Origin of the sequence: Flagellimonas aurea (assembly GCF_017313785.1) — a bacterium.
GTDB lineage: Bacteria > Bacteroidota > Bacteroidia > Flavobacteriales > Flavobacteriaceae > Flagellimonas > Flagellimonas aurea.
The window spans coordinates 195,771-217,366 of record NZ_JAFLNL010000004.1 but is presented as its reverse complement, the minus strand read 5'-3'; the positions used below and the strand labels follow the sequence as shown (position 1 = coordinate 217,366).

Sequence of the window (21,596 nt, the reverse complement as noted above, 5' to 3'; positions counted from 1 at the left end):
AATTCATGAAAAAACTCCTTGTTGTTTTGTTTTCGATACCCTTATTTATTGGCTGCAAAAAAGTTAAAAAAGAACAGGAAGTGACGCAGGTAGTTGTGGCGGAAACCCCTAAAAAGGAGGTTCCGTTTGTTTGGGAAGGTGCCAATATTTACTTCTTGTTGACCGATCGCTTCAACAATGGAAATCCCAACAACGATATCAACTTTGACCGAACTGAAGAGACTGCCGTACTAAGAGGGTTTGAAGGAGGCGATATTCAAGGAATCACAAAAAAGATAGAAGAGGGGTATTTTACCGATTTGGGAATCAATGCCATATGGTTCACCCCGATAGTAGAGCAAATTCATGGCGGAACAGACGAGGGAACAGGAAAAACCTATGGTTATCATGGGTATTGGACCAAGGACTGGACCGCTATAGACCCTAATTTTGGAACTAAAAGCGACCTTTCCAAACTTGTAAAAACAGCACATAGTAAAGGAATTCGAGTAATTTTGGACGTAGTTCTCAACCATACCGGACCCGTTACGGACAAAGACCCTGTTTGGCCAGACGATTGGGTAAGAACTGGACCAACTTGTGAGTTTACAACCTATGAAAATACTACGGAATGTACGCTAGTGGCAAACTTACCCGATATTCTTACCGAATCCGACAAACCCGTAGAACTGCCCGATGCACTTTTGGCAAAATGGAAAGATGAGGGCCGTTTGAGCAAGGAACTCGACGAACTCCAGTTGTTTTTTGAACGCACAGGCTACCCAAGGGCACCCCGCTACTACATTATTAAATGGCTAACCGATTACATCAACGAATTTGGTGTTGACGGTTTTAGGGTGGATACTGTAAAACATGTCAACGAAAATGCTTGGACCGACCTCCATAAAGAAGCGGACTACACTTTTGAAATGTGGAAAAAGAAACATGAAAACAGCGTATTGGACGACAATCCTTTTTACATGGTCGGGGAAGTCTATAATTATGGCATATCCAGTGGAAGGGATTTTGATTTTGGTGACAAGAAAGTGGATTTCTTTGATTATGGATTCAAAAGTCTTATCAACTTTGAGCTAAAGCATGATGCGGACAATGATTATGAGAGCATTTTCACGAAATATAGCAAATTGCTGCATACCAAATTACAGGATAAAAGTGTACTCAATTATTTGACCTCACATGACGATGGCTCCCCTTATGATAAAAATCGCTCCAAACCATATCGTTCCGCAAATGTATTGCTGTTGACCCCCGGGGCTTCGCAAGTGTATTACGGTGACGAAACCTCTAGAAGCCTTACCATTGAAGGAGCTGAAGGCGACGCAACACTCAGGTCGTTTATGAACTGGGAAGATTTGGACAGCTTGCCGGAAACGCAAAAAATACACAAACACTGGCAAAAACTTGGGCAGTTCAGGGCCAATCATCCTGCCATCGGTGCAGGCAAGCACAAACGTTTGGCCAAATCACCCTATGTATTTTCCAGAACATACGAAAACGGAGATTACCGTGATAAGGTGGTTGTCGGGTTGGATTTGCCTAAAGGCAAAAAATCGCTTTGGGTCAAAGGATTCTTTGGCGATGGTACCACGTTGTACGACACCTATTCCGAAACCCAGGTCGTTGTGGCCAATGGAAAAGTGATTTTGGACAATGATTTCGATATCGCCCTTTTGGAACTTGTGGAATAGACCTTATTGTCTGGAATGCAGAGCAATCCGATTTCCCTCAGAATCCAGAAAAACCGCCATATACCCTATATCAGGCCTTATTTGTGTCTTGGATTGAATGATTTTCCCTCCATTTGACTCAATACGGCCTAGTTCATTTTGAACGTCCAAACTATTGAAGTAAACCATCACCCCATCAGTTTCACTGGGCTTGTACCAATCCTTATTTTGAATCAAAGAACCTGCAGCCCCAGGCTTTCCATGATCCGCAGGAAACCATCCCATTTGGGTTCCCCCAAAATCCTCTAAACTTATTTCAATCTGAAAAACAGCTTCATAAAACTTTTTTGCACGGTCCATATCCGCTACGGGTATCTCGAACCAGCCAACCATATTATAATCCATCGCTTAATTATTTTCTAGAATTTCCTTCAAACTAGCCAGACCCTCTTCAAAATCCTTTCCAACAGCTTTGTCCATGCTCATGAACAGCATCATTATACTCATTGGGAATACATTCTTTCCCGAGAATCCCCAAATTACTTTGGTTCTATCACTTCCGACCTCAATGGTTTCTAAATATGCATCCGAAGTGGATTTAAAAGGTTTTAAAAACCTAAGTTCACTTTCAATACGTTTACCTTCAACGATTTTGGTAATCTCCTGCTCCCCTTCGCCCACCTGTTTATTACCTTTCCAATAATTAATGCCCCCCACCTCGCCATCCGTGCCGGTAAACTTTTTTTCCATGTTCGGATCACGTTTGGCCCACGGGGACCACTCATCTTGATTTTTCAAGAATTTGAGGTATTCAAAAACAACACCTTTGGGCCGTTTAATTTCGATGGAACGGGAAACATTATAATTTTTTGGTGCAATGGCGGCCAGCAAAAGAAGAAGCGCGGCTATTGCCAAGACAATATAAAGTATTAGCATAACTGTGTAATTGATTGATTAACAGTTAAAAATACAAAAATTATTTACTTGACAAGATACCTTTTAATGATACCATCCACGTTTTTAATGGATTTTTTGGTCCAATCCAACCGTTTTTCAAGCATCTCTATATCAGATAATTGCCATTCAACCTGAGAGTCGCGCACTTTTTGGGCCAATTGCTGTATGATGATAGCTGCGGATACGGAAACATTCAAACTTTCGGAAAAGCCGACCATCGGTATTTTAAGAAAACCATCTGCTTGCTCCATTACCTCGTTGGACAGTCCCTTTCTCTCCGTACCAAAAAAAATGGCGGACTTCTCCAAAGGCGAAAAGTCGGGCAACAGAGTGGAATCGTTGTGAGGTGTAGTAGCGATTATTTGATAACCATCTTCCCTCAATTTGGAAATGCAATCAGCCACATTTTTGTAGCGGTACACGTCCACCCATTGTTCAGCACCCATGGCAATATTCTTGTCCAAACGTTTACCAAAACGGTTTTCTATCACATGAAGGTCCTGCACTCCAAAGGCATCGCAACTACGTAGAATCGCACTGGTATTGTGCAGTTGATACACATCTTCAATAGCAATGGTAATATGCCTGGTTCGTTGTTGAAGAACATCCAAAAAACGTTGTTTACGTTCTTCTGTAAGGTAAGATTCCAGATATGTCAACAAATCATCATCAAACATAAAACCAAGATAGGAAAAATTGGAATTTCTATTTCCTGAAAGATGGAATTGCTATCTTAGGTTCTGCCATTAATTGACAAGCATTAAAAACTTAATGAGAAAACTCATATTTATCCTGATTCTCCTTTGCGGTTTCTCCGCAACATTTGCCCAAAATTCGATACAAAACGACAATATTTACAGTATTCAGGACAGCGTATCCATACCAACACGTGACAATATTGATATTTCTGCAACAATAGTCCAAAACAAAAAGAACAAGACGCCTCTGCCCGTAATACTATTTTATACCACTTATCACCAAGGGGAATCGGACCAATACTTTGCCAAACTATCTGCGGACAAGGAATATGTTGGTGTTATTGCCTATGCACGTGGAATAAGGACCGATTTAAAGAATTATGCGCCTTATGAACATGAAGCTACAGATATTTATGACATCATTGAGTGGATAAGCAAGCAACCGTGGTGCAATGGAGATGTTGGAATGTATGGCGGAAGCTACACCGGTTTTTCGCAGTGGGCAGCCATGAAGAACCCCCACCCTGCACTAAAAACCATTGTTCCACAAGTAGCTGTGATGCCTGGTTACGACACTCCCATGGAGAACAACGTACAAATGAATTTAGGCCTCTACTGGCCCCATGCCAATATCTACAAAAAAGAGCCTATAAGAAGAAGTCTGCCTTTTGAATGGTTTGAAAACGGCATTGCTTTTAAAAGCATGGACAGCTTGGCCGGATATAGAAATTTTATCTTTCAAAAGTGGTTATCACACCCAGCATACGATGAGTACTGGCAATCCATGGTACCTACGCCAGAAGAATATGCCAATATAGACATACCCATTTTAACGACAACCGGCTACTATGATGACTCACAAATCGGGGCACTCCAGTATTTTAAAAATCATAACAAGTACGATAAAAATCCTGAACATTATTTAGTGATAGGCCCATATGATCATTGGGGCGGTCAACGAAAACCATCCCAAGACCTGATGGGCTATGAAATCGATAGCGTGGCCAACATCAATATGATGGAATTGGCATATAGCTGGCTGGATTATATTTTAAAGGACAAAACCAAACCAGAAATTTTAAAGGACAAGGTAAACTATCAGGTAATGGAAACCAATCTTTGGAAACATGCTCCTTCCTTGGGAAAAATAAACAACGATACCCTGACCCTTTATTTGGATGATGCTTCTTTGAAGACCCAGAAACCACAGAAGAAGTCATTCAAAAAACAAACCGTGGACTTTGCCGATAGAGAAAATCAAAATAACTATTACATGCCTCAAATTATTTTTGATTCTCTTGATGCAAGCGGGGGACTTATCTTCAAAACCTTACCTTTTGAAACAGAATTTTCCATAAATGGCTCATTTAGCGGAAACTTGTCCGTAACCATAAATAAGAAGGATATGGATGTTTCTTTGGCCCTGTACGAGCTGAAGCCTGATGGTAATTACTTTTTTATTACGCGGTATGTCGGTAGGGCAAGTTATTCCCTAGATCCAACAAAAAGGAATCTTTTGACTCCCTACCAAAAAGAAACTATTGCTTTTGAAAATACACGATTTGTAAGTAAAAAAATTGGTGAAGGCAGTCAACTTGTTATATTGCTTAATATTAACAAGCATCCTTTTGAGATTATAAACTACGGTTCTGGCAAACCTGTTTTCGAAGAAACCATAAAAGATGCCCATGAGCCATTGCAAATAGATTGGCACAACGATAGTTACATAAAACTACCTGTATGGAAAAATCATTAACGACCCAGTTAACAAACGAAAAGCTATAAAATCACTAGTAATACTTATAAAAATTAAAAAACACCCATGCACCTCAGAATTATTCTAACCACACTCCTTGCTGTATTAACCTTGCCAATAACAGCACAAAATCAAGAACAAAAAGGAAACAACCCCATTTTTGATGGCTGGTATGCCGACCCCGAAGGAATCGTATTTGGGGACACCTATTGGGTTTACCCGACCTTTTCGGATGATTATGATAAGCAACTTCATTTTGATGCCTTTTCATCCAAGGATTTGGTAAATTGGGAAAAGCACGAGCGTATTTTGGACACGACCAAAATCAAATGGTTAAGGCAGGCTCTTTGGGCACCTTCCATTATTGAAAAAGACAATAAGTATTACCTGTTTTTTGGTGCCAACGACATTCAACGGCCCGGAAGAAGTTCCTACGACCCAAATAACGACATCAATCATTATGGGGGCATTGGTGTGGCTGTAGCAGACAATCCAGGTGGACCCTTTGAAGATTGCTTGGGCGAGCCATTGATTTCCGACTTCTATAACGATGCACAACCTATTGACCAATTTGTTTTTAAAGATGTGGACGGCACTCATTATTTCTTCTACGGTGGATGGAGCCATTGCAACTTGGGGAAGCTCAATGAGGATTTTACGGGCTTTGAGCCATGGGAAGATGGCAGTTTGTTCAAAGAAGTTACCCCGGAAGGTTATGTAGAAGGTCCGTTCATGTTTTTACGGAACGGCATCTATTATTTTATGTGGTCCGAAGGAAACTGGACCGATGGAAGTTACAAAGTAGCCTACGCCATGTCAGATGAGCCAACAGGGCCCTACAATCGTATCGGCACCATCTTGGAATCAAAGGAAGGAGATATCGCCACGGGTGCAGGGCATCATTCCGTGATCAATAAACCGGGCACGGATGAGTGGATCATAGTTTATCACCGCAGGCCCATTCCCAATAAAGACCGTGACCATCGTGTAACCTGTATGGACAAGATGGAATTTAATCCAGATGGGACCATAAAACCGGTGATCATGACTTTTGAAGGGATCGGGGGAGAATAATTTTGGACAACCCGCGAATACTCAGCAAATGATTGAAAAAGATATACTGGATCTACGGCACCTGTTACATGCAAATCCCGATATATCCAATCAGGAATATGGCACAGCCGGATTGATAAAAAACTTTTTGGCACCATATCATCCCACGGAAATTATCGAAGGAATTGGTGGCGCTGGCTTGGCAGCAGTATACAGATTTTCAAAAAAAGGCCCTACGGTTGCAATTCGTTGCGAACTTGATGCCCTGCCGATACAGGAAACCAATTTCTTCAACCACAAATCCACCAAAAAAGGAATATCCCATAAATGCGGTCACGACGGGCATATGGCGATTATTGCCAGTCTTGCACCGTGGTTAGAACGTAAACCTTTGGCTTGCGGCACGGTCGTACTGCTGTTTCAGCCTGCCGAAGAAACAGGTGAGGGTGCCAAACGGGTCATGGAGGATGAAAAATTCAAAAAAATACGGCCCGACTACGTTTTTGCGCTTCACAATATTCCCAAAGAGCCAATGCACAGCATCATTTTAATGGACAATGGGTTTTCTGCGGAAGTTCAGAGTGTCATCATCAAGGTTAGAGGAAAGGAATCCCACGCCTCGGAACCTGAAAATGGAATCAATCCCGCCTTGGGTCTTTCTGAAATCATCCAAAAAATATCGGAACTCAACGTTCCAGAGCCATCCGATTCCAGTTTTGCCCTTTTAACCCCGATACATATCAACATGGGGCAAAAATCCTATGGAGTCTCTCCTGCGAACGGAGAGATGCACTATACACTTCGGACATGGAGCACAGCTAAAATGGATGGGGTGAAATCAAAACTCATCAAGCTGGTGGAGAAGATAAGCCATGAGCACAAACTACGGTATGAACTGGAATGGTTGGAACATTTTCCGGCCAGTTCTGTTGATAGTGAAAGTAATGCATTTGTCCGACAAGCAGCAGAGGCAAATAATTTGTCCATAATCCAAAGAAAAACGCCGTTCAAATTTGGGGAAGATTTTGGTTGGTTTTCCAAATCCTACAAAACCGTAATGTTCGGCATAGGTTCAGGAGTTTCTACACCCGCTCTGCACAATGCTGATTATGATTTCCCCGATGAACTACTTTCAACTGGAGTTTCCATGTTCAAGAGTATAATCTTGGATATACTTATAGAAAGATGACCCTTTTAAAAAATCTTCTTAAACCAGTTTAATTTTTATTCCGCTTTTGAGAGGTAGCTTTGTGAAAGATAAATTTAACCCAATCAAAATAGAGATATGAAAACTCCTCTGGTTCTGTTGCTCATTGTTTTACTTTCTAGCTGTAATACCAATAAGTCCGAAAACTCAGTTAAAGGTGACCTATCCGAAAATCAGTCCTCCGGAATCCAATCGGATACATTGACCAAACACTTAAAGCCATTCAAGGAAAACTTGCCTACAATCGGACTTTTAATGTATAACGGAGTACTTCAAAGCGAAGTTGTGGCAACCTCTGACGTATTTGCAAAACCGTCGGCGGATGGAGAACAACTTTTTAACGTGATCACAATAGCAGAGACAGAAAACCCGATAACCACTGAAGAAGGCATGCATTTTGTTCCCGATTACACTTTTGACAATTGCCCCAAATTGACTGCATTGTTTGTTCCCAGTGCTTACGATATGTATGCGCAGGTACACAACGATAAAATCGTGGAATTCATCAAAAGAAAAAATGAAGAAACCCAATACACGGTAAGTAATTGTGCCGGCGCACAGCTGATTGGTAAGTCTGGAATTGCGGACGGCAAGAAAATTGTAACTTGGATAGGTGGCGGTGAACAGTTACAAAAGGATTATCCCAACTTAAAAGTTCAGGACGATAGTTTGGTAACTTTTGTGAAAGATGGTAAGTTTTACTCCTCCAATGGGAACTTGGCAAGTTATATATCCGCGTTGAATCTACTGGAAACCATGACAAGTAGTGAGCATCGTGATTTTGTCGAGAGTTATCTGTATTTGGACCGTCTTAAAAACTGGAACAGACAATAATTTAATTATGCCCAAACAAAAAATTGTAGTACTTACCGGAGCTGGAATGAGCGCCGAAAGTGGGCTTAAGACCTTTCGTGATGAAAATGGTCTGTGGGAAGGCCATGATGTAATGCAAGTAGCCTCTCCACAAGGATTTGCCAAAAACCCGGAACTGGTACTCGAATTTTACAACCAACGAAGACGACAATTATTGAATGTTTCGCCCAACAAAGGCCATTTGGCACTGGCTGAGCTGGAACAGGCGTTCGATGTGAGCATCATCACCCAAAATGTGGACAACCTGCACGAACAGGCCGGTAGCTCCCATGTGGTCCATTTGCACGGTGAACTTTTTAAAGTGCGGAGTACCGTAGACGAAAATCATATTTTGGACTGGAAAAAAAATTTGATTCTAGGCGATACCGACGAAAACGGACATCAATTACGCCCCCATATTGTATGGTTTGGCGAAATGGTGCCGATGTTGAAAACTGCTGCCGAGATTACCCAACAAGCGGACATTTTGATTATTGTGGGAACGTCTATGCAAGTTTACCCCGCAGCAAGTTTGATTCACTATACTCCGGAGGATACACCTATTTATTTTATAGATCCACGGCCCAACATTAAACAGTCCGATTTTAAAAACCTCAGTATTATCCCAAAAACTGCTTCGGAAGGGACTCCTGAACTGGTTGAACAGTTAATTAATAATTAGCTCTGGCATTGTTTGCCCAGGCCAACAATGCACTTATCTGGTCTTCGGACAAATTAGCGTCGGCATGGGTCCATGTGTACTCATTCAAGGGCATTTTGCCTTCTTTCACCTCTTCGATTACTTCTTCAAGTTTGTGATCTTTCTTTTTAGAATCATAATTTTCCCAATCGGAAAAATTCAAATGTCGCTTTCCGTCCTCGATATGATCGGCCAACCAGTAGGAAACCGGAGCTATGTTGTTGTACCAAGGATACTCCGTATTGGCACTGTGGCAATCGTAGCAGGCGGTCTTTAAAATTTGTTTTACCTCAACGGAGGGTTGGGTCTCAGCTTCAAAAGCAGCCACATAATCACCTTCGGCCTTATTCTTTTCGGGACGGTAAAATTGCATCCCGATCAATACGATCAAGAGGACAATTGCTATTTTTTTTACTATTTTCATTTTTCCTTGGATTTACATAAATGTATTGATTTTTTGTGACAGAAGAACAGCTTTATACCGCACTTGATTCCGGTAGGATATCAAAATCCCAGATAGATGGCTTGGTGCTTCAATTGGAAGATGAGCCCTTGTTGGCACAGGTGCTTTATCAGAAGGTTTTGATTGAAGACAAAGAGGGTAAGTTCAATGCGAGTTGGACCTTTGACCACTTGATGCGGAAGCAACTTGTTTTTCTAATCCCCTTTATTGATGAGTTTACAAATGGATTGGCCAAATTAAAGTCCGAATCCTGTATTAGGCCCATTGCCCATGTATGTGAAATGGTCTGCGAAGCGTATTTTAGGAAAAAGCACCCGCTTTTTGTTAAAAATGTAAAGGATAAACATTTGGAGAGCATGGTTACCGCTTGTTTTGATTGGCTCATCGGCCCCATGAATGTGGCGCCCAAGGTTTTTGCCATGACCAGTCTTTACTATCTGGGGCTAAAATTTGATTGGGTCCATCCCGAACTTAAACTGGTTCTGGAAGAAAGCTATGCTTCGGGGACAACAGGATACCAGAACCGTGCAAAAAAAACTCTGGATAAGTTGACCGGTTTGGGTGTCTAAACCGCAACGTTTAAGTATCTTTGACCCTTTCAAAATTTTCTGGACCATGTCGCTGACACCACTAAACGCCATTTCGCCGATCGACGGTAGATATAGAAACAAGACCAAAGCCTTAAAAGACTATTTTTCGGAAGAAGCCCTTATCAAATACCGTGTACTGGTAGAGATTGAGTATTTTATAGCGCTTTGCGAGATTCCTTTACCTCAACTGGCCGATTTCAACACAGCTTTGTTCCCTGAGTTACAGAAAATCTATCAAGAATTTTCTACGGAAGATGCGCAGGCGATCAAGAATATTGAAAAAACTACCAATCACGATGTAAAAGCGGTGGAATACTTCATCAAGCAAAAGTTTGATGCTTTAGATCTTCAAAAGTACAAAGAGTTCATCCATTTTGGATTGACTTCACAAGATATCAACAACACAGCAATACCACTTTCCATTAAAGAGGCCATAAACGATGTTTACATTCCATCTTATTTGGACGTATTTGAAAAATTAAAAGCACTTACCACGGAATGGGAAAATATCCCCATGTTGGCCAGAACACACGGTCAGCCGGCATCCCCTACCCGTTTGGGCAAGGAAATCGATGTTTTTGTGGAGCGATTTAAGGAGCAGTTCAATTTATTGAACGATATACCCAGTGCTGCAAAATTTGGGGGTGCAACCGGAAATTATAATGCCCATAAAGTAGCTTACCCAACCAATGATTGGAGGGCATTTGGAAAACAGTTTGTACAAGAAAAGCTAGGCCTGCACCATTCATTCCCGACCACTCAAATTGAGCATTATGACCATATGGCTGCTTTGTTTGATTGCCTCAAACGTATCAACACCATTTTGATAGACCTGAACAGAGATATGTGGACCTATATCTCTATGGACTACTTTAAACAGAAAATCAAAAAAGGGGAAGTCGGTTCATCTGCCATGCCGCACAAGGTAAACCCCATCGATTTTGAGAACTCTGAAGGAAATTTAGGCTTGGCCAATGCAATTTTTGAGCATTTATCGGCAAAATTGCCCATTTCCCGTTTGCAGCGTGACCTAACGGACAGTACCGTTTTAAGGAATGTGGGAGTACCCTTTGCACATACCATTGTCGGGTTTCAATCCACTTTAAAGGGTTTGAACAAGTTGGTGCTGAACCAAGCCAAGTTTGAACAGGATCTGGAGGACAATTGGGCCGTTGTTGCGGAAGCTATCCAGACAATTTTAAGAAGGGAAGGCTATCCCAACCCATATGAAGCTTTGAAAGGTTTGACACGTACCAACGAGAAAATCAACCAGAAATCCATTGCCGATTTTATTGAAACTTTGAAGGTTTCGGATGCCATCAAAACTGAACTGAAACAAATAACCCCAGCGAATTACACCGGGGTTTAGGTTTTTTGAACAAGTTTTAAGCAATACTCTTTTTCAGCTTTCTTTTTGTATCTGAACTCTGTGCGGATAAGGGATTTCGATTCCAGCTTCGTCAAGAGCGATTTTACAATTTTCGTGGGTGGCGAAATACACATCCCAATAATCTTCTGGCTTGCAAAAGGGACGAACGGCAAAATTCACTGAGCTGTCAGCCAATTCCATCACGTTTACCGAGGGCGCAGGGTCCGTGAGTACTTTGTCGTTGGAGGTCAACACCTTTAGCAATACCTCCTTTGTCTTTTTGATATCCTCGCCGTATCCCACACCTATGACCGTGTCCACCCTTATCTTGCCTTCGGCGGTATAATTGATGATGTTCCCGTTGGCCATGGCCCCGTTCGGCACAATGGCCAGTCTGTTTTGCGGTGTTACCAATTTGGTCGTAAATATTTCGATGCCCTTTACCTTGCCCAAAACACCCTGTGCTTCAATAAGATCATCAATTTTATAGGGTTTAAAAATCATGATGAGGACTCCGCCGGCAAAATTGGAGAGCGACCCTTGAAGAGCAAGTCCCACGGCAAGGCCGGCCGCAGCGATTACCGCAGCAAAGGTAGTGACATCGACTCCCAAGCGGGAGATCACGATTATGATCAGAAAAATTTTTAAGGCCCAAGAAAATAAGTTAAGTAGGAATTTTTGAAGAGACTGATCGTACTTACTTTTGGACATTACTGTGCGGGTTCCCCCAACTATCTTTTTTACCACCCACATTCCTACGAGATAAATGAGGAGTGCCGTTACCAGTTTTGGGCCAAAATCCTTTGCCAGTTCAACCCCATAATCGAACCATTCTTGTGCTTTCTCCATGATGTTTTGGTTTTGTTAGTTTTCTTATAATGAGACACTAAGATACTAAACTAGGTCACTCATTTATTCGTTCAAAACATTCCAAAAACAAAAAGGACGACAAATGTCGCCCTTAATTGAAGTTATGATGATTGGTCTTAGCCCTTTAAAAAGTCCCCGATTTCGCCAAGTCCCTCACCTTTGTAATCGGATTTTTGGATGGCCTGCATTAATTGGACAATGTGGGCGGGGTTCATATTCTTGCCAAGTACTCTTACCAAGGCAAAGCCTTTATCCTCACTATCTCCATAAATGATCACTTCATCGATAGCGTCTTCATCGCCCAAATATTTAATGACTCCTTTTCCGTATTTTGAATTGATTTTCATCAGTTCCACAAAGTCATCACCTTTTAGGATCTCTCGAACTCTTTTCTTTTCAATTTCGTACTCTGCTTCATTATCGGCATTCTTCTTGAAGGCCAATAAGTTGAATTTTCTCAAGGATTCAATGGCTTCTTTTTGTGTCGGGTTCAAATCTATCCCGTCCATTTTAAGAATACTGGCAGGTACATCTATGGATAAAAAATTGGGGTTCTCCGAGTTGTCCACGTAATACTCCTGCAGACTTGGCTGCGAAGCACAGGAAGCCAGAAGCACTGCTCCGGCTAACAATACGGTTTTAATAATGTGTTTCATCTTTTCTATTTTTTTGATTGATTTTGAAATCTAAAAATCGATTGACAATAATAAGTTGGGAGTTTCTGTGTTTTGTTACAATTCCCTTCCGATTATTGTCAACCGAAGTGTGATTAGTTCTTCTTGCCAGCTTCGTTGAGTTCTTCGGGCAAATTCATTTTTTTGGTCAAGGAACTTATTTTGTTCAGGTCAATATCTCCGGTAAGGGATAAAATCACGGTCTCAAATTTATGCCCATTGGCCTCAACGTTGTTTATTCCGGTAACGAACATAAGCAGCTCGCTCACGTGGTCGGAATCCCTACCTTCTTTGATGTAGAACTTTACGTTGGCATCCTTGTCCTTTACCCTCATCAGCTCTTCCATTTTGGAAGATTTTAGGTAGCTGTCCACAGAGGATTTCATGTCTTCCCCGATTTTCTTGTTCTCGGTGGTAAACACCTTTAGGCTTTTTAGGCTGCTGGCAATATCCATAAAATCCCGTGCTTCTGGATCATCCACCTCCACATCGATTTTTGCGAGCAGATTGAACATACTTTTGTTCACCACTACGGATGTTACATCGTCGAGGTCCTCAAACTTATCAAAAAGTGATTGTGAAAACCCTGCCAAAGGCAATAAAGCCATTACTGTGATTAAAATATACTTTTTCATGTTGATACGTTTTTTAATTGTTGTTGTAAATTTTTTGTTTTGCTTCTTCAAACTCTTTTAGATAGGCCACTTTTTCCGTGCCTTTGTTAAAATTTTCCGCCAAGAGCTCAAAGGCCTTTTTGGTTTCTTCGTAGGCGTACTCCGCCTTTTCTTGTTCCAAGCGCTGTTCTTCTTGATACTGACTTCCAAAATAAATGCCAAAGGTCAAAACTACTGCTGCTGCAACGGATAGCCACTTGTAATAGTTTACTCTAGGTTTTAATGGTACCTGCTTGGTGTACTTTTCTTCCTTGGCCATGGAAAAGTAGTTGAACATAGGTTTGTACTGCTCCAAGTGAGGGGCTACCTCATCTTGTGAAAAATACTCCCTTAATGTTCTTTCTTCGCCCACTGTTGCAGTGGCCTCGAAATACTTTTCCAATATCTTTTCTATGTTACCCAATTCCATAGTTGTGTTTTTTTATTAATTCTTCTCGTACTGTTTTTCTGGCCCTCGACAGTGCTACGCGCACCGCAGTGGGTTTCATGTCCAATAGCTCGCATATCTCATCGAACTCGTATTGCTCTACATCCCGTAGCTGCAATATCATTTTTTGTTGTTCTGGCAGGTCTTCCATTATACGTTCCATCCAACTTACACTGTCCTCGGCCTCCAACTGTTTTTGCAAGGAGGTGTTTTCGTCGCTATAGTTGCTGTGAACCAATTTTAGGTTTCCCGCTTGTTTGGACTTTAAACGGTCCAAGCAAAAGTTTTTGGTCATGGTCATGGCAAAAGCTTCTACGTTTTTGTACTTCTCCATCGACTCGTTCTTCGACCATAACTTCAACAAAATTTCTTGAGTGGCATCCTCCGCTTCTTCCCTGGAAACCAACAGGCGTTTTGCGAGCCTGTACAGTTTATCCTGAAATGGTAAAACCACATTTAAGAATTCTGTTTGTTTCATTGGTTGTTTTGTTGTTCAGTCTGTTAATTATCGGTCTACACTATCACGACGATACATATCGAAATTTGTTACAAAAAATTTGCCATCTCCTTATATAGCCCTATTTTGCAGGGTAAATTTACATGGTTATCCATGTGATACTACTCAATCCAACCTACACCAATAATCAACTTGGAACAAAATTTGAGTGAATTCAGTAAAAATTAAGCTATGAAAAAGTATTCTTTCCTGTTTTTAGGATTGTCCTTGTTGCTGGCATCCTGTAGCAATGACGACAACGGCATTAAACCTGGTCCAACCCCCGACCCGGACCCAACTGCAGATGTGGCTGCCCAAAATTTTATGTGGAAGGCCATGAACCTTTGGTATTTTTGGCAGGGTGATGTTCCCGATCTTGCTGATGATAGGTTCTCTACCAATGCCGAATACACAGCTTTTTTGGAATCTTATCCCGACCCAGAGAATTTTTACTACAGTATATGTAATGATCATGAGAGAATAGTTGGGGAAGAAACTGCCATAGACCGATTCAGTTTTGCTAACGAAGATTATAAAGAACTTGTAAACAGCCTCTCTGGTATTTCTCAAAGTAATGGCCTGGAATTTAGATTGTCTTATATTGGAAACACCAACGATGTCTTTGGCTACGTACTTTACGTTTGGCCCGGTTCAAATGCATCAACAAAAGATATACAAAGAGGTGATTTTTTTACTAGGGTAGATGGCATTCAATTGACAGATAGCAACTACACCGAACTCTTATTTGGCAACAACAGCACATATACCTTGGGCATGGCCACCGTTGAAAACGAAACTATTTCCAACAATGATAAAGAAGTTCAACTTACCAAAATAGAGAACCAAATAGAAGATCCTATCTTGATTGCGGAAACTCTGGATGTGAACGGCACTAAGGTTGCTTATTTGATGTACAATCGCTTTTTAAGCAGTTTTAATGAAGATTTGAATGATGCTTTTGCAAAATTTAAGACGGATGGAGCTACAGAGTTGGTGTTGGACATGCGTTACAATCCTGGTGGCAATGTAAACACTTCTCGCCTTTTGGCCAGTATGATCTATGGTACCAAAACACAAGAAGTTTATATTAGGCAACGTTGGAACTCAAAAGTCCAAGCAGCATTTAGCGATGCTTCCCTCACCGACTATTTTGAAAGCAACACTCCGCCTCCTGCTAACAGCCCTATAAACTCATTAAACTTGAATAGAGTATTTGTTATTGCAACAAATGGTTCTGCTTCGGCAAGCGAATTGGTCATGAACGGCCTTGAACCTTATATAGATGTTATCCACATTGGTACAACCACTCGCGGAAAAAATGAATTTTCCATTACATTGGTCGATGATCCAGACCAAGACCTCCCTTTTCTTTATTCTTCCAGTAGAGAAGGTGACATTAATCCAAACAATAGTTGGGGAATACAACCCCTTGTTGGGCGCAACGAGAATGCAGATGGATTCTACGATTACACCAGTGGTTTGGTTCCAGATATTACCCTTGGTGAAGATTTGACCAACCTTGGTGTTTTGGGTGATGTAAACGAGCCGCTCTTGGCCCGTGCCCTTCAAGAAATTTCAGGTGGTTCTGCGAAAATCGACTTTACTGTGGAAATGCCTGCTGAGTCTTTTACCTCTTCTAGGTTGCACACTCCCGTGAAAGACAATATGTATTTGGACAAGCCATTGAAATTTAACAAGTATTAAAAAAGCGGCCAATTGGCCGCTTTTCTTTTTTAAAGGTTCAGGTTGAGTCCAACCCTAAAGTTTCGTCCTCGGGTCGTGAATCCGAGCAACTCCCTATAATCTTCGTTCAGCAAATTATCCGCATTCAAGAATACATTCACTTTATTCTTAATCAGTTCGTGCCTAATGGAAAAGTTCAACAGTGAAAATGGTTCCAAGGCAATATCCGAGAACGTAGCAAAATCCGTATCAAAACGTTCACCAGTGTAAGCGTAGGTCAATGACGCATCGGTACTCTCACAGAATTGATACCACAAAGACACATTCGCCTTGTGCTTGGGAATACGGATGGCATTGTCGCCCTTTCGTTCCGTGAAGGTATAATTGGCGTTGACACTAAAATTACTCAAGGGCAACCACGTAGCCTCCACCTCTACTCCGTTGGCATCGATTTCATCCGCCACATTGATGCTCATAAAATTGGCATCGTAACCAATGGCATTCGTCTCGTTTCTATCAAAATAAACCGTACTGATTCGGAAAGTATTATCGAGTTTAAATTCAATACCTCCTTCAATGGTAGCGTTTTCTTCAGGCTCCAATTCTGGATTCCCGCCGAAAGCACCGAACAATTGCGTTAGATTCGGTGTGATGTACGATGTAGCATACGACCCCATCAATTTTACATATCCCTCTTCAGTATCAAACACAAATGATGGATTCACATTATACACAAAATGGTTTCCATATTCGGAGTGATTGTTCAGTCTGGCGCCCGCATTCAAATTCAATCCAAAATCCGAAACATAGACCACATTGGCATAAGGGTCAACAATGGTAAAATCCACTTCCTCTGTAAAAATCGCTTCATCCTTTATATAATTCACCCCAAGTACCGTGTGGAACTTTTCGGCAAAAACGTATTTGTTGTACACGTCCAACACCCAATTACTTCCTTCGGTCATACTTTCACCAAAGGTGTCGTTGGCCACGGATTCATAATCGGTGAAAGCTGCATTCAGGTGCACCGAACCTTTTCCATAGTCAAATTCTGATGACAGACCTACGCGTTGCTGCTCATTTTCACCCAAATTATCAGCTTCGGCCATTGAAGCATCATATTCATTCTTGAACTTGGTCTGATTACCATAAACCTGAACCCCAAAACTTTCCGAAAACTGATACCCTAGCTTTAGATTGGTGCTGTAATGGGAAAAAATGTCCTCTTCGTTCTCTGGCGTCACCGCGGCAGAGAGCCCACTCTTATATCGGTTGGAAAAATCGACCCCATAATTGAACTTGCCCAAAGTACCGTTCACATTCGCAGAATTTTGAATGCTCCCGATATTATAATTCTGGTCATCGGCTGTTTGATTGGTCCCTACGCTCGTTTCAAAATTTCCTGCAATCTTCTTTTCGGAGCTCTTTTTCGTTGTGATATTGATTACGGCCGTTACCGCATTGGTTCCATAAAGCGTACTTGCCGCTCCTTTAATGATCTCAATGGATTCGATGGTATTGGGCGAAAGCAAGCGAAGATCGTACTCTGCAGAAAATGTAGATGGATCCTGCACACGAACACCATCGATAATGATCAAAACCTGACGTCCACGGCCACCACGCGCATACACCCCAAGCACATCCCCATCACGACCGCGGCTACCTGCAATCTCGATACCGCTTTTGGTGTTGATGATTTCCGCAACCGTCCTGCCCTGGTTGCGCTGCATTTCTTCAGCAGCGATCTTGATCACTGTTTTTCCAGAGTTTTCTCTTTTCAACTCAAACTTTGAATCGCTTACAACAACCTCGTCCAGTTGTTGCACTTTAAGTGAATCTTGCTGTACATTTTGCGCAAAAATTCCCTTGCCCGCCAATAGGGCGGTAATCAACCATAAATGATTTTTTTTCATTTCGTTTAATTGAATAAACGGGAGAATAGTATGTGATGCATACGTAAACTTTTATCCCGAAAGTTTAACATTGTTTGTTTGAATTTGGCAGGTCTCCTGGCTTATGTAATGTTGTTCGCCCTTCCCATCCAAAAAAAATGGACAGTGGGTATGTAGTAAACAACACCCTCATTTAGAGGTGCCAAAACTGATTTGGCGTACATTTACAGTTGCGGGAACAGCTCCAGTTTTGCACTGGATTCCCTTTTAATCCCACGGAAACTCCGTGCGAACCAAAATTCGGGGCCAAAGCTAATCAATCTGTTTAATCTTTTGTACGATTCTTTACAATGATTTTTCGTCCGTCATCCTGAGCGCAGTCGAAGGAGCTGTCGAAGGGTCTAAAATGTCTCGACTCCGATCGACATGACAATTTTGACTTTAATCATCAGGTTCCTTAAACTCCATAAATACTTAAATAATCTTACTTTTGACCCATGGCACAAAAACATCGATTGATTCTACTACTGGCATTGCTTCTGGTAGCGCTGACGGGTTGTAAACAAGAAAAAAAGCAGCAACCTGTTCAAATTCAAGAAACAGCATCGAACATTACGTATGCAAAGGGCTTCACGGTAAAAAAAGAAGGCGATATAACCCTTGTTGAAGTCACCTCCGCGTGGCCAGGAGCCGACAATTTTACCTACGCCCTGGTTCCGAAGGAAAAATTGATAGCAATGTCCTTTCCAAGAGATGCCTACGATGCCATTATCGGCACTCCTGTTGAAAAAGTGGTGCTTACCTCCACCACCCACATTGAGCCCCTAAAACAATTGGGCGAACTCAATACCGTGATCGGTTTTCCCAATACGGATTACATTTCTTCCCCAGAGGCGCGAAAACTGGTGGAAAACGGGCAAATCCAAAATCTGGGCATGAACGACATGCTTAACACTGAAATGGTGCTCGCCATGAATCCAGAGCTTATTGTCGGGTTTAGCATCAACAATGAAAACAAGGCGTACGACATTATCAAAAAAGCAGGGACGCCCGTGGTCTACAACGGCGATTGGGTAGAACACACCCCTTTGGGAAAAGCGGAATGGATCAAGTTCTTTGCACCTTTCTTTCAAAAAGAGGCCTTGGGCGATAGTATTTTTGCAGAAGTTGAATCTTCCTACCTACAAGCCAAGGAATTGGCCCAAAAAGCAAAGACCAAACCCACGGTTTTAACAGGCGGACTGTACAAAGACGTATGGTACGTAGCAGGCGGGAAAAGCTGGATGGCCAAGTTTCTGGAGGATGCCAATGCCGATTATCTTTGGGCCGATAACAACGAAACGGGCAGCATAGGACTCAGTCTGGAATCGGTTTTAGAAAAAGCCCAAGACGCCGAATATTGGTTCAATCCGTCAGCTGAAACCACGTATACCGAATTGGCCGAAGCCAATCCACACCATCAACAGTTTGATGCTTTCAAAATCAAAAATGTGTTTTCCAATGCCATTGACAAAGGCGAAACGGGAGGGCTCATTTTTTATGAATCGGCCCCACATAGGCCCGATCTGGTGTTGAAAGACCTCATCAAAATACTACATCCCGAACTATTGCCGCAACACAAACTTCAATTCATCAAACCGTTACAATAAATGCAAGGAGGTCGAACATATCGGTTTTCGTTTTTACTGATGGTGCTCGCCTTGCTGTGTTCGTGGCTTTTGAACATCAGTTCGGGGTCGGTTACCATACCTTTTGCCGATATGTTGTCTACCCTGTTCGGGGAAAGTCCTGAAATTGCTTCGTGGGAGTATATTATCTGGGATTATCGGGTACCAAAGGCATTCACCTCTATTTTGGTGGGTGCTGGACTCGCTTTGAGCGGACTTTTGATGCAAACCCTGTTCAGAAATCCCTTGGCAGGCCCTTTTGTATTGGGTATCAGTTCGGGAGCCAGTTTGGGCGCTGCCTTACTCTTAATGGGTACATCCATTTTGGCAGGGTACACCTCCCTATCATTTTTGGGTGATATAACCCTATCCATCGCCTCAAGTTTTGGTAGTTTTTTGGTGCTTTTGATAGTAATGATCGTGGCCCAACGGGTAAAGGACACTATGGCCTTACTCATTATTGGATTAATGTTCGGAAGCATCACTTCTGCGATTGTGAGCGTTCTGGCCTATTTTTCCAGTGCAGAGGATTTGCAACGGTTTAATTTTTGGTCCTTCGGAAGCGTGGGCAATCTATCCATAAATCAATTGTTTTTGTTGGGAAGCATCGTAGCTGTCGGCGTTTTACTGAGTATTGTCTCGATAAAATCGTTGAATGCCTTTCTTTTGGGCGAAAACTATGCACGAAGTTTGGGGGTCTCCTTGAAAAAATCTAGAATGACCATTATAATCGCGACTGGATTGTTGGCTGGCGGAATCACCGCATTTGCAGGACCCATTGCTTTTGTAGGTTTGGCCGTTCCCCATTTGACCAGACAGATTTTCGATACCATGGAACACAAAGTGTTGATTCCCGCCGTGATGCTGTGCGGTGCCATTCTAATGCTGTTGTGCGACACCTTGGCGCAACTGCCCAATTCTGCCAGCGTGTTGCCCATAAACGCCATTACATCATTGGTGGGGGCTCCTGTGGTAATATGGCTCTTGGTCCGCAAACGTAAAATGATGTTCTGATGGTGAAAACGGAGAAAAACATATTGTCCATTGCCGATTTGTCCATTGGGTACGGTTCCAAAACCATAGCACAAAACATCAATTTTGATTTGGAAGCTGGAATGCTCTGTGGTATTGTGGGCATTAACGGTATCGGAAAATCTACCTTGCTGCGCACTTTGGGCGGATTTCAAGCAAAACTTTCTGGCACTATCTTGTTGAATGATGAACCGCTCGAAAAATATACCTCAACTGCACTCTCCAAAGAGCTCAGTGTGGTATTAACGGAACAACCCGCTTCCAAAAATCTCACGGTTCAGGAATTGATTGCCCTTGGACGACAGCCTTACACCAACTGGCTCGGTACATTGACACAGGAAGATAAGCAACAGATTCAGACAAGTTTGGATTCCTTTTTGCTGAACGATCTCCGTAACAACAAATGCCACGAACTCAGTGATGGTCAGTTACAACGGGTGTTGGTGGCGCGGGCCATGGCCCAGGACACTTCGTTGATCCTCTTGGATGAACCCACCACGCATTTGGACCTCTATCACAAAGTGCAGATTTTAAAAATGCTGCAAGCATTGGCGCACGATAAACAAAAAACCATCCTGTTCACCACGCACGAAATTGAACTGGCCATTCAGTTATGCGACCGCATATTGATCTTGGACGGAAAGAACCACCCCTTCGGAGACCCTTGTCAACTCATCGAAGAAAAACACTTCGACAAATTATTCCCTTCGGAAATGGTGCAGTTTGATGCTAAAACGGGTTCTTTTAAAGTGAATAAGTAAAATCTCTGCGCTCCAACGGGCACTGAGCGTAGTCGAATTGCAGTTGGCACACCTAATTTAATGAACAATATTGTGGATTTCTGCTTTCACTGAAATGGCATTTTTATC

The 21,596-nt window shown here is 42.1% G+C and carries 22 protein-coding genes and 1 riboswitch; of the genes, 12 read left to right on the top strand and 10 right to left on the bottom strand.

Annotation, left to right across the window (positions count from 1 at the left end; translation table 11 throughout):
• Window positions 1–5 precede the first annotated feature (5 nt).
• Entirely contained in the window at window positions 6–1,688 is a 1,683-nt protein-coding gene (locus tag J0656_RS09245; RefSeq protein ID WP_207033066.1) for an alpha-amylase family glycosyl hydrolase, read from the top strand.
• A 3-nt stretch (window positions 1,689–1,691) separates the two neighbouring features.
• On the opposite strand, the gene J0656_RS09240 is transcribed toward J0656_RS09245, so the two are convergent.
• Genes J0656_RS09240 through J0656_RS09230 form a run of 3 tightly spaced genes read right to left on the bottom strand, consistent with a single transcriptional unit; the run spans window position 1,692 to window position 3,301 of the window.
• A complete protein-coding gene (locus J0656_RS09240; RefSeq protein WP_237688902.1) occupies window positions 1,692–2,072 on the bottom strand; it encodes a VOC family protein in 381 nt (126 codons plus the stop codon).
• Between the two features lie 3 nt (window positions 2,073–2,075).
• Entirely contained in the window at window positions 2,076–2,603 is a 528-nt protein-coding gene (locus J0656_RS09235) for an SRPBCC family protein (RefSeq protein ID WP_207033064.1), read from the bottom strand.
• A 44-nt stretch (window positions 2,604–2,647) separates the two neighbouring features.
• Window positions 2,648–3,301, bottom strand: a complete 654-nt coding sequence (locus J0656_RS09230) for a TrmH family RNA methyltransferase (RefSeq protein ID WP_207033063.1) — start codon at window positions 3,299–3,301, stop codon at window positions 2,648–2,650.
• Window positions 3,302–3,395: 94 nt separating this feature from the next.
• Between J0656_RS09230 and J0656_RS09225 the strand changes: the two genes are divergently transcribed.
• From J0656_RS09225 to J0656_RS09205, 5 genes are all read left to right on the top strand, one after another.
• On the top strand, window positions 3,396–5,078 hold the full coding sequence (locus tag J0656_RS09225) for a CocE/NonD family hydrolase (protein WP_207033062.1): 1,683 nt from the start codon (window positions 3,396–3,398) through the stop codon (window positions 5,076–5,078).
• 66 nt (window positions 5,079–5,144) lie between these two features.
• Window positions 5,145–6,152: a glycoside hydrolase family 43 protein gene (locus J0656_RS09220; RefSeq protein ID WP_207033061.1), complete on the top strand. Its 1,008-nt coding sequence runs from the start codon at window positions 5,145–5,147 to the stop codon at window positions 6,150–6,152.
• A gap of 28 nt (window positions 6,153–6,180) precedes the next feature.
• A complete protein-coding gene (locus J0656_RS09215; protein WP_207033060.1) occupies window positions 6,181–7,320 on the top strand; it encodes an amidohydrolase in 1,140 nt (379 codons plus the stop codon).
• A 96-nt stretch (window positions 7,321–7,416) separates the two neighbouring features.
• Window positions 7,417–8,172 (top strand): DJ-1/PfpI family protein, encoded by a 756-nt coding sequence (locus tag J0656_RS09210; RefSeq protein WP_207033059.1) that lies wholly within the window; start codon window positions 7,417–7,419, stop codon window positions 8,170–8,172.
• A gap of 7 nt (window positions 8,173–8,179) precedes the next feature.
• Complete coding sequence (locus tag J0656_RS09205; RefSeq protein ID WP_207033058.1) at window positions 8,180–8,872, top strand: SIR2 family NAD-dependent protein deacylase; 693 nt, start codon at window positions 8,180–8,182, stop codon at window positions 8,870–8,872.
• Here J0656_RS09205 and J0656_RS09200 read toward each other — a convergent pair.
• Window positions 8,862–9,314, bottom strand: coding sequence for a heme-binding domain-containing protein (locus J0656_RS09200; RefSeq protein ID WP_207033057.1), 453 nt, complete (start codon window positions 9,312–9,314; stop codon window positions 8,862–8,864). The genes J0656_RS09205 and J0656_RS09200 overlap by 11 nt on opposite strands.
• A gap of 35 nt (window positions 9,315–9,349) precedes the next feature.
• Between J0656_RS09200 and J0656_RS09195 the strand changes: the two genes are divergently transcribed.
• On the top strand, window positions 9,350–9,922 hold the full coding sequence (locus J0656_RS09195) for an adenylosuccinate lyase (protein ID WP_207033056.1): 573 nt from the start codon (window positions 9,350–9,352) through the stop codon (window positions 9,920–9,922).
• 46 nt (window positions 9,923–9,968) lie between these two features.
• Window positions 9,969–11,312 carry an adenylosuccinate lyase gene (purB, locus tag J0656_RS09190; protein WP_207033055.1) on the top strand — a complete coding sequence of 448 codons (1,344 nt, stop codon included), beginning with the start codon at window positions 9,969–9,971 and terminating at the stop codon, window positions 11,310–11,312.
• A gap of 33 nt (window positions 11,313–11,345) precedes the next feature.
• Here purB and J0656_RS09185 read toward each other — a convergent pair whose 3' ends face one another.
• The 5 genes from J0656_RS09185 to J0656_RS09165 all read right to left on the bottom strand — a co-directional run bounded on the left by J0656_RS09185 (window position 11,346) and on the right by J0656_RS09165 (window position 14,435).
• Window positions 11,346–12,161 (bottom strand): mechanosensitive ion channel family protein, encoded by an 816-nt coding sequence (locus tag J0656_RS09185; protein ID WP_207033053.1) that lies wholly within the window; start codon window positions 12,159–12,161, stop codon window positions 11,346–11,348.
• Window positions 12,162–12,298: 137 nt separating this feature from the next.
• Window positions 12,299–12,838, bottom strand: a complete 540-nt coding sequence (locus J0656_RS09180; protein WP_207033052.1) for a GFO_1091 family lipoprotein — start codon at window positions 12,836–12,838, stop codon at window positions 12,299–12,301.
• A gap of 113 nt (window positions 12,839–12,951) precedes the next feature.
• On the bottom strand, window positions 12,952–13,491 hold the full coding sequence (locus tag J0656_RS09175; RefSeq protein ID WP_207033051.1) for a GFO_1090 family protein: 540 nt from the start codon (window positions 13,489–13,491) through the stop codon (window positions 12,952–12,954).
• A gap of 13 nt (window positions 13,492–13,504) precedes the next feature.
• A complete protein-coding gene (locus tag J0656_RS09170; RefSeq protein ID WP_207033050.1) occupies window positions 13,505–13,939 on the bottom strand; it encodes a PG0215 family putative anti-sigma factor in 435 nt (144 codons plus the stop codon).
• A complete protein-coding gene (locus tag J0656_RS09165; protein ID WP_207033049.1) occupies window positions 13,926–14,435 on the bottom strand; it encodes a GFO_1088 family ECF-type sigma factor in 510 nt (169 codons plus the stop codon). The genes J0656_RS09170 and J0656_RS09165 overlap by 14 nt, the downstream gene beginning before the upstream one ends.
• A gap of 210 nt (window positions 14,436–14,645) precedes the next feature.
• Between J0656_RS09165 and J0656_RS09160 the strand changes: the two genes are divergently transcribed.
• On the top strand, window positions 14,646–16,157 hold the full coding sequence (locus J0656_RS09160; protein ID WP_207033048.1) for a GFO_1087 family putative carboxy terminal peptidase: 1,512 nt from the start codon (window positions 14,646–14,648) through the stop codon (window positions 16,155–16,157).
• 29 nt (window positions 16,158–16,186) lie between these two features.
• On the opposite strand, the gene J0656_RS09155 is transcribed toward J0656_RS09160, so the two are convergent.
• Window positions 16,187–18,049 carry a TonB-dependent receptor plug domain-containing protein gene (locus tag J0656_RS09155; RefSeq protein ID WP_207033047.1) on the bottom strand — a complete coding sequence of 621 codons (1,863 nt, stop codon included), beginning with the start codon at window positions 18,047–18,049 and terminating at the stop codon, window positions 16,187–16,189.
• A gap of 69 nt (window positions 18,050–18,118) precedes the next feature.
• Window positions 18,119–18,341, bottom strand: a riboswitch (cobalamin riboswitch).
• Window positions 18,342–18,525: 184 nt separating this feature from the next.
• Here J0656_RS09155 and J0656_RS09150 point away from each other — a divergent pair.
• The 3 genes from J0656_RS09150 to J0656_RS09140 are packed head-to-tail and all read left to right on the top strand — an operon-like array spanning window position 18,526 to window position 21,488.
• On the top strand, window positions 18,526–19,677 hold the full coding sequence (locus tag J0656_RS09150) for an ABC transporter substrate-binding protein (RefSeq protein WP_207033046.1): 1,152 nt from the start codon (window positions 18,526–18,528) through the stop codon (window positions 19,675–19,677).
• Window positions 19,678–20,709 carry a FecCD family ABC transporter permease gene (locus tag J0656_RS09145; protein WP_207033045.1) on the top strand — a complete coding sequence of 344 codons (1,032 nt, stop codon included), beginning with the start codon at window positions 19,678–19,680 and terminating at the stop codon, window positions 20,707–20,709.
• The gene (locus J0656_RS09140; RefSeq protein ID WP_207033043.1) at window positions 20,709–21,488 is read left to right on the top strand and encodes an ABC transporter ATP-binding protein; all 780 of its coding nucleotides are present in this window, start codon (window positions 20,709–20,711) and stop codon (window positions 21,486–21,488) included. Before J0656_RS09145 ends, J0656_RS09140 begins: the two co-directional genes overlap by 1 nt.
• Window positions 21,489–21,596: the final 108 nt, after the last annotated feature.